The organism is Microbacterium sp. LWH10-1.2 (genome assembly GCF_038397765.1).
GTDB lineage: Bacteria > Actinomycetota > Actinomycetes > Actinomycetales > Microbacteriaceae > Microbacterium > Microbacterium natoriense.
Genome location: NZ_CP151638.1, coordinates 1,353,552 through 1,367,864, shown reverse-complemented (window position 1 = coordinate 1,367,864; position 14,313 = coordinate 1,353,552). Strand labels below are relative to the sequence as shown.

Genomic DNA, 14,313 nt, shown 5'->3' with positions numbered 1-14,313 from the left:
GCCCTCGCGTCGCGGAGACCGCGCGAGCCGAGAGTTTGTGCGGGGGCTGCCGCTCCCCGCTTCTCAGGACGCTCGGCCCCTGAAGGCGGCACCGTCCAGGATGCGGAGAAGCGCCGTCGAGGCGGCGTCCGGTGCATCCCAGGTGACGATGTGCCCTGCACCCGCGATGACATGCTCGACGACGCCCTCGGCATCGGCCCAGGCCCGCATCGCGATCGAGATGTTGCCCGTCCTGTCTTCTGCACCCCGCATCAGACCGAGGGGAACCGGCGTGCGATAGCCGGGCTCCGGCGTGATCAGGGAGGCGGTGGCGCGCCAGACGTCGAGGAAGACGCGCTTGGGCATCCGCGCGAAGACCTCCTCCGTGCGGGCGACGGCCGCCGGGGTGGTCGCCGACGCTCTCGCCATGACTCCGGGGAGCACCCGCGCGGGGATCATGGCCAACGACGGCGCCGCGATGCGCAGAGCGAAGCGCTCGATCGCGGACAGCGGTCCGGCGTTCCAGCTCGCGTCGATCACGACCAGTCCGTGTGCGGCCAGAGGGGCTTCGCGGATCACTGCCTGGGAGAGGTTGCCGCCCAGGGAATGCCCGACGAGAACGGCGCCTTCGGTTCCGATCGATGCGAGCAGCGCCTTCAGGTCGCCGACGGCATCCTCCGCGGTGAACCGTCGCCCGACCAGGGTCGACTCGCCATGACCGCGCAGATCCCAGACGATCGGCCGGTAGCCGGCGGCGGCCAGCGCTCTCACCTGATCGTCGTACATACGGTGGTCCATGCCCGCGCCGTGGGTGAGCACGATCGGACGGCCTGGTCCGCCGTGGTCCGCGAACGCGATGCGGGAGCCCGGCCGATCGAGGAATCCGTCCAACTGACCCATGACCGACCTCCGCGACGACTCAGGCGTCGATCGCCTCGCGCGACAGACGGTCGGACGACTCGATGATGAACTCGCGACGAGGGGCGACCTCGTTGCCCATGAGTAGTTCGAAGACGCGACCAGCGGCCTCCGCATCCTCCATGCGCACCCGCCGGAGCAGACGTCCGCCCCGATCCATCGTGGTGGTCGCGAGCTGTTCGGCGTCCATCTCGCCGAGACCCTTGTACCGCTGGATCGGCTCGTGCCAGCGCTTGCCCGACTTCTTCAGCTTCGTCAGCAGCGCGTGCATCTCCTGCTCGTTGTAGGTGTAGATCGTCTCGTTCGGCTTGGACCCCGGGTTCATCACGATGACCCGGTGCAGCGGCGGCACGGCGGCGAACACGCGCCCCTGCTCGATCAGCGGCCGCATGTAGCGGAAGAAGAGGGTGAGCAGCAGCGTGCGGATGTGGGCACCGTCGACGTCGGCGTCGCTCATCAGGATGACCTTGCCGTAGCGCGCGGCGTCGATGTCGAAGCTGCGTCCAGATCCGGCTCCGATCACCTGGATGATCGAGGCGCACTCGGCGTTGGAGAGCATGTCTCCGACCGAGGCCTTCTGCACGTTGAGGATCTTGCCGCGGATAGGCAGCAGCGCCTGGAACTCGCTGTTGCGCGCGTTCTTCGCCGTACCGAGAGCCGAGTCGCCCTCGACGATGAAGAGCTCACTGCGCTCCACGTCGTTCGTGCGGCAGTCGACGAGCTTGGTCGGCAGTGTGGACGACTCCAGCGCGTTCTTGCGGCGCTGCGTCTCCTTGTGCGCGCGTGCGGAGACACGCGCCTTCATCTCGGCGACGATCTTGTCGAGCAGCTGCACGGCCTGGCTCTTGTCGTCGCGCTTCGTCGAGCTGAAGCGGTCGCCGAGGTCCTTCCGGAGCACCTGGGCGACGATCTGGCGCACAGCGGGGGTGCCGAGCACCTCCTTCGTCTGGCCCTCGAACTGCGGCTCCGGCACGTTGACGGTGAGCACGGCGGTGAGTCCGGCCAGCACGTCGTCCTTCTCGAGCTTGTCGTTGCCGACCTTCAGCCGGCGGGCGTTCTGCTCGACCTGGGTGCGCAGCACCTTGAGGAGCTCCTGCTCGAAGCCCTGCTGATGCGTTCCGCCCTTCGGAGTCGCGATGATGTTCACGAATGAGCGTGTCGTCGTGTCGTAGCCGGTTCCCCAGCGCATCGCGATGTCGACCGCGCACACGCGCTCGACCTCGGTGGCGACCATGTGACCGTCGGCCTGCAGCACCGGCACGGTCTCCTTGAAGGTGCCCTCACCCTGGATGCGCCACGTGTCGGTCACCGGCGCATCGGAGGCGAGGTACTCGACGAACTCGGAGATGCCGCCCTCGTAGTGATACGAGGTCTCGTTCCTCTCCTCGGCGCGCTCATCGCGGACGACGAGTTCGAGGCCGGGGACGAGGAACGCGGTCTGCCGTGCGCGGGTCTCCAGATCGGGGAGCTGGAACGCTGCGTCCTTGGTGAAGATCTGCCGATCGGCCCAGTACCGGATGCGAGTGCCCGTGACACCGCGGGGGGCCTTCCCGATCACGCGCAGCTCGCTCTTGTCCTGGAACGGCGTGAACGGCGCGTCGGGGCGTTTCTCCCCTGTGTCGGCGAAGTTCCCCGGCTCACCACGGTGGAAGGACATCGCGTAGGTCTTGCCGCCGCGGTCGACCTCGACGTCGAGCCGCTCGGAGAGCGCATTCACGACGGAGGCGCCGACACCGTGCAGGCCGCCGGATGCCGCGTACGAGCCGCCGCCGAACTTGCCGCCGGCGTGCAGTTTGGTGAAGACCACCTCGACACCGGTCAGACCCGTGCGCGGTTCGACGTCGACGGGGATGCCGCGGCCCTTGTCGTGCACCTCGACGCTGCCATCGGCGTGCAGGATGATGTCGATCTTCGAGCCGTTGCCCGCGACGGCCTCGTCGACGGCGTTGTCGATGATCTCCCAGAGGCAGTGCATGAGGCCGGGCGAGCCGTTGGAGCCGATGTACATGCCGGGGCGCTTCCGGACGGCCTCGAGCCCTTCAAGCACCTGGAGATGATGGGCGGAATACTCGGCGGTCACAATCTCTGATTCTATTCTCGCGACCCCCTCCAGAGCCGCAGACACTCCCCGATCTGCGTCAGACGCCCACCGCGGCGTACGCGCTGAGCGAAACACGCCGTAAGCCGGGCATGCGTACAGGTTGCGCGTGGTTGTATTGAGCACACCCCGACAGTGAACCCGACACCCAAGGAGGCACCGAGATGAATGCAACGACCGAACGTGAGACCTCCGCCGTCGAGTTCCGCCTGACCGCCATGGATCGCTGTGATTCGTGTGGCGCTCAGGCCTACATCGCGGCGGTCGTCAACGGCTCCGAGCTGCTCTTCTGCGCTCACCACGGACGCAAGTACGAAGAGAAGCTCCGCAGCATCGCGACGAGCTGGCACGACGAGACCGCTCGCCTCATCGAGGCCTGACTCGCTGCTCTCGACCGGCGCCGCGTCTGTCAGTCGATGACCACGCGTCGCACGCGTGAGGTGAGACGGGTGAGGATCTCCTCGCCCACCGTGTCGACCCGCTCCGCGACCGAGGTCGCGCTCACCTCTCCGTGAGCGCCGGCACCGAAGATCCAGACGGTGTCGCCGACCGCGAGGTCGGCCGCATCGGACATCACGGATGTGGTGTGGCCGATGCTCGTGAGCAGCCGAGTTCCGGACTCCGTCCCGACGGGCATGCCCGCGAGGGTCGAGAGCAGGCCGTCGAAGCTGCCGATGCCGATCACCGCGGCGCCGTCTGCGATCTCGACGACCGTCGCGGTGAGCTCCGCCACCGGCAGGATCCCGTCGAGATCAGGGCCGTCAGCCGAACGGACGCCGTAGCAGAACGCCCCGATCCGGGAGACGGATCCGCGCAGCTCAGGACGCCACCACGACGCCGCTGAGGCGGTGAGGTGGAGGGCTTCCGGAGCAGCGCCGGACGCGTTCACGACCTGCACAGCGTCGAGGAAGACTCTCTGGGCGTCGTCGTCCTCGGCATCGCTCGCCTCCGCGAGGTGACTCCAGACACCGACAAGCTCGATGGCACCGGATGCGTCGGCCGCACGGGCGCGCTCCACGACCGCGGCCCAGTCCTCGGGCAGCACGCCGTTGCGGTGCAGCCCGGTGTCGATCTTCAGGTGGATGCGCGCGCAGAGTCCGAGGGCGACGGCCCTGGCGATGATCCGGTCGAGGTACTCATCGGTGCCCACCCCGAGGTCGATCCGCTGCAGGAGCGCGTCGTCGATCTCGTCATCCGTCGCCGTCGCCCAGGCGAACACGCGCGCCGGGCGCTCGAGGATGCGACGGATCTCGAGACCTCCGCGGACGTCGTAGCTGCCGAACCACTCCACGCTCGTACGCGCCGCGGTCTCCACGGCCCAGGTGATCCCGTGCCCGTAGGCGTCGTCCTTCATCACGAGCATCAGCTCGGACGGCGAGATGCGCTCTCGCACCGCGTCGATGTTCGCGATGAAGCGAGCGCTGCTCAGTCGCAGCTGCGGACGGGTCATGACTCCCACTCCCTCTCGGCGTGGGACCCTGCGACCGTCACGAGCTCCGCGACGGAGAGCCCCGTCACAGACCTCCACCCGGCGAGGGCGGGTCCGGCAGGACCTCGTCCGCCGAAGTACGTCACCTCTGTACCCACGGGAACGTCCTCACCCTGCAGGTCGACGACGCAGACATCCATCGCCACCCGGCCGACGATGGGCCGTTCTCTGCCGTCGACCTCGACGTGGGCTCTGTTGCCGAGCGCTCGCACGATCCCCTGCGCGTATCCGCCGGTCACCAGCGCGACCACGGTGTGCGCGGTCGCGCGGTGGGTGTACCCGTAGGACACGGCATCACCGGGTCTGAGCCTCTTGGTCGACATCACGCGGCCTGCCAGCCGCATCACGGGATCGGTGAGCAGCACGCCGTCATCGTCCGGCAGCCCGTAGAGCCGCGCGGAGTCGATGTCGGGCTCGATGCCGACGACCGCGCCGATGCCCTCCAAGGACAGGGCTTCGGCCTGACTCGCCGAGTCGACGAGCACCGCTTCGGCTCCCGCCATCGTCACCGCGTGGGCGACGGAGAGGATGCCGTGCCCCCAGGCATCGGAGCGCAGATCGGCCACTCGGCCTCCTGCGGCGACAGCGGCCGCCGCAGATGCGGTGAGCGCCGATCGCGAGATCACCGCCCGGGGAAGCGCGCTGCTGATCATCACAGACCGATCGTGCTGAAGTCCTTGCTGTGAACGAGGTGCTCGATCGCCGCGCGGGCTCCGTCTGCGTACTCGTTCAGATGCGTGTGCGCATCGCCGGCGGACCACGCGATGCCGCGCCGTGCGGTCACCGCGGTGAGGATCGCGTCGGACCACTGCGGATTCAGCGGAAGAGCCGGACCCTGCACGTTGGACGCGTAGGACTCTCCCCTGCGGACGATCTCGCCGGCCGCGCCGTCAAGAGAGAAGCTGCCCTTGCCCGCCACCACGGTGCCTGCGGCCTCGGCCTGCGGGCCGAGGGTCCAGCGGGAGGCGTGGTCCTCGAATCCGATGACTCGACCGAACGGGGTCTCGGCGATGATGTATCCGACGTTGCGGTCGCGCGTGCGCGCCACACGGAACGGGAACAGGCCGAGGCCGTCCAAGATCTCACCGTCGAGCAGATCGACGCCCTCGCTGAGGAGCTCGGCGGACGCGCCGATCGCGAAGAGCGAACGGCCGGCCTCGACGAACCTCTCGAGCTCCGCGGCGCGCGCCCGGAGGTCGTCTGCGACGATGCGCATGGCGGAGAGGGGGCCGTTGCCGAGCACGATGATGTCGGCATCCGCGGGGAGTGCCTCCCCGATGCCGACGCGGACGACATCGACGGGCACTCTGGCGCGCTCCAGACGCACCTGCAGGGCGCGCACGTTGCCGCGGTCGCCGGTGATGCCGAGCTCCACCGGATAGAGCTGGACGATTCGCACGGTCTCGGTCATCGGCGCGCAATCTCCTGATCTCCGTGACCGAGCAGCCTGCGCCCGATCATCATCAGCTCGTAGTTGACGAACCAGGTCTGGCGGCCAGAGGCCGCAGGCTCGAGCGCCCGCATGAGCGCCACCGCCTTCTCCATGTCGGGCTCGACGACGCCGATCTCGACGCCGGCGTGCTCGAGGCTGAGAGCGAGCTGGTACGCCTTCTCCCCGGTCACGACGTCGATGCGCTTCACCACGTCGAAGTCGACGTCGTACAGCCAGGAGACGTCGGGCGTGCCCTCGTCGATCGCGATGAGGGCGCGCTCGGGGGCCCCCTCCAGCGCATCCAGGTTCATCTGCAGGCTGGGCGCGTTCTTGAACATGACGAACTCGACCTGCTCGCCCGCCGGGTCGCGGCGGAGCGGGATGACCTCGCCGCGTCCGTACGCGGGCGCCATCTGCGCGAAGCCCTTCGCGGCGCTCTCCACCGTGAAGTCGGATCCGAGGACACGCGACGCCACGGTCAGCGCAGCGGCCGCGTCGGCCGCGTAGTGCAGGCCGCGGGCGGGGAGGGTGATCTCGGCGTCCACACCGTCGACGCGGACGACCACATCACGCCCACGGGCGCTGACGACCTCGGCGAAGGCGTCGTGGTCGAGGATTCCGGCGTTGCCGCTCCGGGTGTCCGCGGCATTCGCGAGGCCGTGTGCTGAGGCCGCGACGAGCTCAGGCGAGACGCCGAAGAACGACACCTCACCGCGCATCGCGCTCGTGTCGATCTTGCTCAGGTACGGGTCGTCGCGGTTCACGATGACATGACCGGTGGCGCGCTTCGACGCCTCGAGCATCATATCGGCCACGCGCTCGGTCTCGTAGAAGCGGTACAGCTGGTCGACCTGCACGTTCAGCGAGAGGATCACCGACGGCGAGAGCCGATCCGCGAGATCCGCCGCGTACCCCTCATCGATCTCGAGCACGGCGACGTCGGCACGGATGCGGCCGGTGAGCGTCGCATCAGCGAGCAGCGCGCTGGTGACGCCCTGCGGCAGATTCGCGCCCGTCGGGTTCGTGAACACGGTCAGACCGTGTGCACGCAGCACCTCGCTGATCATATGCGTCGTCGTGGTCTTGCCGTTGGAACCGAGCACGAACACGACGCCGTACCGGAACTGTCCGGCGAGCGTGGGAAGCAGCGTCGGCGCGAGTCTGTTCGTCAGGTATCCCGGAAACGCCGATCCGCCGCCGCGCAGACGCGTGGCGAACCGGGCGAGCTTGCCCGCCAGAACGGGGAAGACGTAGCGGATGCCTGCCGAGCGCGCCTGAGGTGCGCCCGTCATCATTCGAGGTAGTCCCGCAGCGACTGCGACCGGCTCGGGTGCCGCAGCTTGGCCATGGTCTTCGACTCGATCTGGCGGATGCGCTCACGCGTCACGCCGAAGGTGTCGCCGATCTGGTCGAGGGTCTTCGGCTGTCCGTCGCCGAGGCCGAAGCGCATCCGGATCACGCCGGCCTCGCGCTCGGAGAGAGAGTCGAGCAGCTGCTCGAGCTGACGCTGCAGCATGGTGAAGCCGACCGCGTCAGCGGGGACCACGGCCTCGGTGTCCTCGATCAGGTCGCCGAACTCGCTGTCGCCGTCCTCACCGAGCGGCGTGTGCAGGGAGATCGGCTCTCGGCCGTACTTCTGCACCTCGACGACCTTCTCGGGCGTCATGTCGAGCTCGCGGCTGAGCTCCTCGGGGGTGGGCTCCCTGCCGAGGTCCTGCAGCATCTGACGCTGGACACGGGCGAGCTTGTTGATGACCTCGACCATGTGCACCGGAATGCGGATGGTGCGGGCCTGGTCGGCCATCGCGCGGGTGATCGCCTGACGGATCCACCAGGTGGCGTACGTCGAGAACTTGAAGCCCTTGGTGTAGTCGAACTTCTCGACCGCGCGGATCAGGCCGAGGTTGCCCTCCTGGATCAGATCCAGGAACTGCATGCCGCGACCGGTGTAGCGCTTGGCGAGCGAGACGACGAGGCGGAGGTTGGCGCCGAGCAGGTGGCTCTTCGCGCGCTGACCGTCACGGGCGACCCACTGCAGGTCGAGTCCGAGCTGGCTGGTCTTCTCCGCCGCGGTCATCGCGGCGAGCTTCTCCTCGGCGAACAGACCGGCCTCGATGCGCATCGCGAGCTCGACCTCTTCGGCCGCGTTCAGCAGCGCGACCTTTCCGATCTGCTTCAGGTAGTCCTTGACGGGGTCGGCCGTCGCGCCGGTGATCTGCGTGGAGTAGACCGGGACGTCCTCGTCGTCGTTCGAGGAGATGACGATCGCGCCTGTCGGCAGCGGCTCGGTGAACTTCGGCTTCGCGTCGTCGTCGTCCTCGTCGGCCTCCTCGGCCGCACCGGCGACGGGGGCATCGTCGTCTTCGACGATGTCATCCGACTTCTTCTTCTTGGCAGGAGCGCGCTTCGCCGCGGCCCGCTGCGCAGCGGTCTTGGGCGCGGGCTTCTCGGGCGTCTCGTCGACCTGGGCGTCGATCTCCGGTTCGACGGCGGTCTTCTTCGTCCGGGATTTGTTTGTCGTGGCAGGAGTCACGTTTCGCCTTTCACGGGGCCGCTGAAACGCCCCGGAACTTTCGGACACTAGTAAGACCCTTGTCAAGTCCAGCCTCCGAAAAGACTGATTGACAACGGGTCAGAGTCCTAGTATCGCACACGTACAGGTGTGCGGCTGCATTCGGTGCGGAACATACCGCGTATCGTCAGCCTCGACCCTGCTTGTCGTCATCGCCCGACGGGCGCGAGGCCAGATATCTCTCCAGCTCCGCGGCGAGCTCATCGGCGCTGGGCAGGTCGCGTTCGCTGAATCCACCCTCGTCGTAGGAGTCGTCCTCCGGGTCGCGCCCCGCCATGTAGGCGTCGTAGCGGCGCTCCAGGTTGTGCACCATCTGCTGCAGCTCGTCGTTGCCGAGCACCTGCTCGTCCACCCGGGTGATGTAGTCCTCCCGGCGCGCGCGCACCTCATCGAGCATCAGCACCAGACCCGTCGCGGCCATCAGACGCTCGGCCGCCGTGATCACGGCATCCGGGTTCTCGGTCTCTGCGAGGTAGTGCGGAACCAGCAGGACGAAGCCGACCACACGATCACCGCGCTCGGCGAACCGGAACTCGAGCAGATGCCCCGCGGTCGCCGGAACCTGCGTGCGGGGGCGCCACACCGAGTGCGCGACGGTGAGGTCGCGTCGGTTGCCGCTCACCGTCGTGCCGATCGGACGCGTGTGCGGCACGGGCATGGCGATCGAGTGCACCCAGCTGACGCCGGAGACCTCGTACTCGGTCGCGAGCTCGAGGACGGTGCGCGCGAACTCGTTCCAGGCGAAGTCGGGCTCGTAGCCGGAGAGCAGCAGGAACTTCTGCCCGAGCGCATCCGTGGCGAGAGAGAGCTCGAGCCGAGCAGGCCGGAACTCGGTCAGGTGGTCCTGATCGAAGGAGATCACGGGGCGACGCGCCCGGTAGTCGAGGAGTGCGTCGTTGTCGAACACGACGACGGGCTGGAGATCGGCCGTCTCTCGGAGGTGGTCGATGAGTCCGGAGACGGCGCTGCCCGCGTCGGTGAATCCGGTCAGGAGCATCACCAGAGGAAGGCCGCGCGGCACTGCCGGCGCGTTGGCGACGCGTTCGAGGATGTCTCCGGAGAAGGGCATATCTCCATGCTACGAGGCGCGTCGGATGAGGGGGCGGCACGCGTATTGCTCAGAGCGAACACGCGGCGGCGCCACCACACGCCCCCGGCCTCCGTGCTCTCTAGGATGGAGACATGACGCTTCCCGCGCTCTCGCGCACCTCAGATCAGTTCCCCGGAAGCGCTGCAGATGCCGCAGTGCTCGTCGTGCCCGACATCTCCGACTCCGCAGAGTCGCTCGCCGGCTTCCCCGGCCTCGCGGACTCGCTGCAGGGCATCGGCTTCACGGGTGGCGCCTCCGCCTTCGCGCGGGTGCACGCACCCCAGGTGACGACGGTGCCGTTCGCGGTGGTGGGCGCCGGGAAGAACCCGAACTCGCTCGCCGTGCGCAACGCCGTCGGCGCCGCACTGCGCACGCTCACGGGGTTCGCGACCATCTCGGTCGCACTGGCGCCGGGGCTCGAGGAGTTCGCGGATGCCGCGGCAGAGGGCGCCGTGCTCGGAGGCCACCGGTTCGACGGGTACAAGGCCGATCCCCCGAAGCCGCGGGCGAGCACCGTTCTGCTACACGCTGAGCTCGACGATGCCGCCGTGGCGCGCGCCGCAGCCGTCGGCGAGGCCGTCGCGCTCGTCAAGGACCTCGTGCTGGTGCCCGCCGAGTGGCAGAGCCCTGCGCAGCTCGCCCAGAGCGCCGCCGACAGCGTCGATGGGCTCGAGGTCTCCGTGGAGATCCTCGACGAGAAGGCGCTGGCCGAGCAGGGCTTCGGCGGCATCCTCGGCGTGGGCCAGGGATCGGACCGGCCGCCGCGTCTCGTACGCCTCGACTACTCCCCCGCCGACGCGGCGCGCCACATCGCCCTCGTCGGCAAGGGCATCACCTTCGACACCGGAGGCCTCTCCCTCAAGCCCGCCGCCTCCATGGTCGGGATGAAGTTCGACATGGCGGGAGCCGCGACCAGCCTCGCCGCGCTGCGGGCCATCGCGAAGCTCGGCCTTCCCGTTCGCGTGACCGCCTGGCTGTGCATCACCGACAACATGCCCTCAGGGCGGGCGATCCGCCCCGGCGACATCCTGCGGATCCTCGACGGCACGACGGTCGAGGTGAACAACACCGATGCGGAGGGCCGCCTCGTGCTGGCCGACGGTCTGGTCGCCGCGAGCCGCGAGCACCCCGATGTCATCATCGACGTCGCGACCCTCACCGGCGCCATCATCGCCGCGCTCGGCCATCGGCACACCGGCGTGTTCGGAGACGACGACACCGTCGCGGAGTTCCTGGCCGCAGCGGATGCCGTGGACGAGCCGGCGTGGCACATGCCCCTCCCCGCCTACATGGAGGACTCGCTCGACTCCCCCATCGCCGACCTGCAGAACGCGAACATGAGCGATCGCATGGGCGGAGCCTCCTTCGCCGGGCTCTTCCTGCAGCGTTTCGTCGGCCGCGTGTCCGACGCCGAGGACGCCCCGCGCATTCCGTGGGTCCACCTCGACATCGCCGGCTCCAGCGAGCACAACGGCGCACCTTACGGCTTCACTGAGAAGGGCCCAACGGGGGCGATGGTCCGATCGATCATCGCCTTCGCCGACGCATCCCACCCGGAGGCAAGATCATGACAACCCACACCTTCGACATCGTCGTCCTCGGTGGCGGCAGCGGCGGGTACGCCGCAGCCCTGCGCGCCAGCGAGCTCGGCAAGTCCGTCGCCCTGATCGAGAAGGACAAGGTCGGCGGCACCTGCCTGCACCGCGGGTGCATCCCCACCAAGGCGCTGCTGCACGCCGCCGAGGTGGCGGAGCACGTGCAGGGGGCCGCGCACGTCGGCATCTCGGCGTCGCTCGACGGCATCGACCCGGCGGGAGTCCGCGCATACCGCGAAGGCATCGTCGCGAAGAAGTACAAGGGCCTGGAGGGCCTCGTCAAGGCCCGCGGCATCACGACGGTGGCCGGCACCGGGCGCCTCAACGCCGATCGCTCGGTGAGCGTCGGCGACGACGTGTACGTCGGTGCGGACGTGATCCTCGCGACCGGCTCGTACAGCAGGACCCTCCCCGGTCTCGAGATCGGCGGACGCATCCTGACGAGCGAGCAGGCGCTCTCCCTCGACGTCATCCCCGAGAAGGTGCTGATCCTCGGCGGCGGCGTGATCGGCGTCGAGTTCGCCAGCGTGTGGCGCTCGTTCGGCGCCGAGGTCACGATCATCGAGGCGCTCCCGCACCTCGTCCCCAACGAGGACATCGCGCTCAGCAAGGGCCTGGAGCGCGCATTCCGCCGTCGCGGAATCCAGTACTCCCTCGGCATCCGCTTCCAGACCGCCGTGCAGGACGACACCTCTGTGACCGTCACGCTCGAAGACGGCAAGGAGTTCACCGCCGACTACCTCCTCGTCGCGGTCGGCCGCGGTCCTGTGACCGCCGACCTCGGGTTCGAGCAAGCGGGCGTCGTCCTCGACCGCGGATTCGTCACGGTCGACCAGGACCTCCGCACCGGCGTCCCCGGGGTGTGGGCCGTCGGCGACATCGTCCCGGGTCTGCAGCTCGCACACCGCGGTTTCCAGCAGGGCATCGCGGTCGCCGAGCGCATCGCGGGCCTGTCGCCCGCGAACGTCCCGGACGTCCAGATCCCGAAGGTCACGTACTCGAGCCCCGAAGTCGCCTCGGTGGGCATCACCGAGGCGGCGGCGATCGCCGCCCACGGAGCGGATGCCGTCGCCGCCTACGAGTACAACCTCGCGGGCAACGGCAAGAGCGAGATCATCGGCACCGGGGGTCTCGTCAAGGTCGTCCGCCTCAAGGACGGCCCTGTCCTCGGCGTCCACCTCCTCGGCGACCGGGTCGGCGAACTCATCACCGAGGGCCAGCTGGCCGTCGCGTGGGAGGCGCACCCCGAGGACATCGCCCCCCTGATCCACGCCCACCCCACACAGAGCGAGGCACTGGGCGAAGCCTTCCTGGCGCTGGCCGGAAAGCCGCTCCACGCTCTCTGAGCACCAACCGGTGCGCAGTTCACTAAGCTAGACAAGCGTCATACAACTTCCTGAAGGAGACTCCGTCATGAGCACATCCGTGATCCTCCCCGCTCTCGGTGAGAGCGTCACAGAGGGTACGGTCACCCGCTGGCTGAAGCAGGTCGGTGACACGGTGCAGGCGGATGAGGGCCTGCTCGAGATCTCGACCGACAAGGTCGACACCGAGATCCCCTCCCCCGTCACCGGCGTGATCGAGGAGATCCTCGTCGCCGAAGACGAGACCGTCGAGGTCGGCGCGCTTCTCGCGCGCATCGGCGACGGCAGCGGCGCAGCACCGACCGCGGATGCTCCGGCAGCCGCGGCCCCTGCTGCAGAGGCGACCCCCGAGCCGGCCGACCCCAGCGTCGGTGCACAGGCCGAGGCCGCACCCGCTGCGTCCGCACCCGCGGCCCCTGCCGCACCGGCAGGCGACGCCACCGACATCGTCCTCCCCGAACTGGGCGAGAGCGTCACCGAGGGCACCGTCACCCGCTGGCTGAAGCAGGTCGGCGACACCGTCGCGGTCGATGAGGCCCTGCTCGAGATCTCGACCGACAAGGTCGACACCGAGATCCCGTCGCCGGTCGCCGGCGTCCTGCAGGAGATCGTCGCCGGTGAAGACGAGACCGTCGCTGTCGGCGCCGTGCTCGCGCGTGTCGGCTCCGGTGCAGCACCCGCCGCCGCGGCGCCCGCTGCTCCGGCGCCCGCTGTTGCTCCGGCTCCTGCTGCTGCTCCGGCAGCCGCTCCTGCACCCGCCGCCGCACCGGCACCCGCTCCCGCTCCCGCCGCTGCCCCGGCGCCTGCAGCCGCACCGGCACCCGCCGCCGCACCGGCCCCGGCCGCTGCGGAGAACGACAACGTCTACGTGACGCCGCTCGTGCGCCGTCTCGCTTCGCAGCAGGGTGTCGACCTCGCCACCGTCGCCGGCACCGGTGTCGGAGGACGCATCCGCAAGGAGGACGTGCTCAAGGCCGCCGAGGCCGCGGCCACCGCGCCCGCCGCGGCCGCACCCGCTGCTCCGGCTCCTGCTCCTGCTCCTCTCGAGGTGTCGCCGCTGCGCGGTACGACGCAGCCGATGTCGCGTCTGCGCAAGGTGCTCGCGGAGCGCGCTGTCGCTTCGATGCAGCAGACGGCCCAGCTGACGACGGTTGTCGAGGTCGATGTCACGGCCCTCGCCGACTACCGGGACAGCGTCAAGGGATCGTTCCTGCAGAAGACCGGCGACAAGCTGTCCTTCCTGCCGTTCTTCGCCCTGGCCGCCGCCGAGGCTCTGCGCGCCTTCCCGATCGTGAACTCCACGGTCGACGGCGACCAGATCGTCTACCCGGCGACCGAGAACCTGTCGATCGCGGTCGACACCGAGCGCGGCCTGCTGACTCCCGTCCTGCGCGACGCGGCGTCGAAGAACATCGCTCAGATCGCTCATGAGATCGCCGACCTCGCTGCTCGCACTCGCGACAACAAGCTGAAGCCCGACGAGCTCGCCGGCGGCACGTTCACGCTGACCAACACCGGTTCGCGCGGCGCGCTGTTCGACACTCCGGTGGTCTTCCTGCCGCAGTCCGCGATCCTCGGCACCGGAACCGTCGTCAAGCGCCCCGGTCTCGTGAAGGTGGGCGGCGCCGATGCGATCGCCGTCCGTTCGTACGTGTACCTCGCGCTCTCGTACGACCACCGGATCATCGACGGCGCCGACGCAGCTCGCTTCCTCGGTGCGGTCAAGGCCCGCCTCGAGGCGGCGAACTTCGCGGCAGACCTCGGAGCCTGATCACA

At 69.0% G+C, this 14,313-nt stretch carries 12 protein-coding genes; 4 read left to right on the top strand and 8 right to left on the bottom strand.

The features are described from left to right. Positions 1-63 precede the first annotated feature (63 nt). The gene (locus MRBLWH10_RS06500; protein WP_341942066.1) at positions 64-879 is read right to left on the bottom strand and encodes an alpha/beta hydrolase; all 816 of its coding nucleotides are present in this window, start codon (positions 877-879) and stop codon (positions 64-66) included. 19 nt (positions 880-898) lie between these two features. Then, positions 899-2,977: a DNA topoisomerase IV subunit B gene (locus MRBLWH10_RS06495; RefSeq protein WP_341942065.1), complete on the bottom strand. Its 2,079-nt coding sequence runs from the start codon at positions 2,975-2,977 to the stop codon at positions 899-901. 182 nt (positions 2,978-3,159) lie between these two features. Here MRBLWH10_RS06495 and MRBLWH10_RS06490 point away from each other — a divergent pair, with 182 nt between their 5' ends. Beyond that, entirely contained in the window at positions 3,160-3,375 is a 216-nt protein-coding gene (locus MRBLWH10_RS06490) for a hypothetical protein (RefSeq protein ID WP_105673060.1), read from the top strand. Positions 3,376-3,404: 29 nt separating this feature from the next. On the opposite strand, the gene MRBLWH10_RS06485 is transcribed toward MRBLWH10_RS06490, so the two are convergent. The 6 genes from MRBLWH10_RS06485 to MRBLWH10_RS06460 all read right to left on the bottom strand — a co-directional run bounded on the left by MRBLWH10_RS06485 (position 3,405) and on the right by MRBLWH10_RS06460 (position 9,557). Further along, positions 3,405-4,445, bottom strand: coding sequence for an alanine racemase (locus MRBLWH10_RS06485; protein WP_341942063.1), 1,041 nt, complete (start codon positions 4,443-4,445; stop codon positions 3,405-3,407). Next, complete coding sequence (locus MRBLWH10_RS06480; RefSeq protein WP_105673058.1) at positions 4,442-5,137, bottom strand: alanine racemase C-terminal domain-containing protein; 696 nt, start codon at positions 5,135-5,137, stop codon at positions 4,442-4,444. Before MRBLWH10_RS06480 ends, MRBLWH10_RS06485 begins: the two co-directional genes overlap by 4 nt. Beyond that, entirely contained in the window at positions 5,137-5,895 is a 759-nt protein-coding gene (locus tag MRBLWH10_RS06475; RefSeq protein WP_341942062.1) for a glutamine amidotransferase, read from the bottom strand. The genes MRBLWH10_RS06480 and MRBLWH10_RS06475 overlap by 1 nt, the downstream gene beginning before the upstream one ends. Continuing rightward, complete coding sequence (locus tag MRBLWH10_RS06470; protein WP_341942061.1) at positions 5,892-7,208, bottom strand: MurT ligase domain-containing protein; 1,317 nt, start codon at positions 7,206-7,208, stop codon at positions 5,892-5,894. Before MRBLWH10_RS06470 ends, MRBLWH10_RS06475 begins: the two co-directional genes overlap by 4 nt. Beyond that, a complete protein-coding gene (locus tag MRBLWH10_RS06465) occupies positions 7,208-8,392 on the bottom strand; it encodes an RNA polymerase sigma factor (protein ID WP_258132477.1) in 1,185 nt (394 codons plus the stop codon). Before MRBLWH10_RS06465 ends, MRBLWH10_RS06470 begins: the two co-directional genes overlap by 1 nt. 223 nt (positions 8,393-8,615) lie before the next feature. Next, positions 8,616-9,557, bottom strand: coding sequence for a PAC2 family protein (locus MRBLWH10_RS06460; RefSeq protein ID WP_105673054.1), 942 nt, complete (start codon positions 9,555-9,557; stop codon positions 8,616-8,618). 113 nt (positions 9,558-9,670) lie between these two features. On the opposite strand from MRBLWH10_RS06460, the gene MRBLWH10_RS06455 reads away from it, so the two are divergent. The 3 genes from MRBLWH10_RS06455 (at position 9,671) to sucB (ending at position 14,308) form a co-directional block, all read left to right on the top strand. Beyond that, complete coding sequence (locus MRBLWH10_RS06455; RefSeq protein ID WP_341942060.1) at positions 9,671-11,149, top strand: leucyl aminopeptidase; 1,479 nt, start codon at positions 9,671-9,673, stop codon at positions 11,147-11,149. Next, entirely contained in the window at positions 11,146-12,519 is a 1,374-nt protein-coding gene (gene lpdA / locus MRBLWH10_RS06450) for a dihydrolipoyl dehydrogenase (RefSeq protein ID WP_341942059.1), read from the top strand. Before MRBLWH10_RS06455 ends, lpdA begins: the two co-directional genes overlap by 4 nt. A 67-nt stretch (positions 12,520-12,586) precedes the next feature. Next, positions 12,587-14,308, top strand: coding sequence for a 2-oxoglutarate dehydrogenase, E2 component, dihydrolipoamide succinyltransferase (sucB, locus tag MRBLWH10_RS06445; RefSeq protein ID WP_341942058.1), 1,722 nt, complete (start codon positions 12,587-12,589; stop codon positions 14,306-14,308). Positions 14,309-14,313 lie beyond the last annotated feature (5 nt).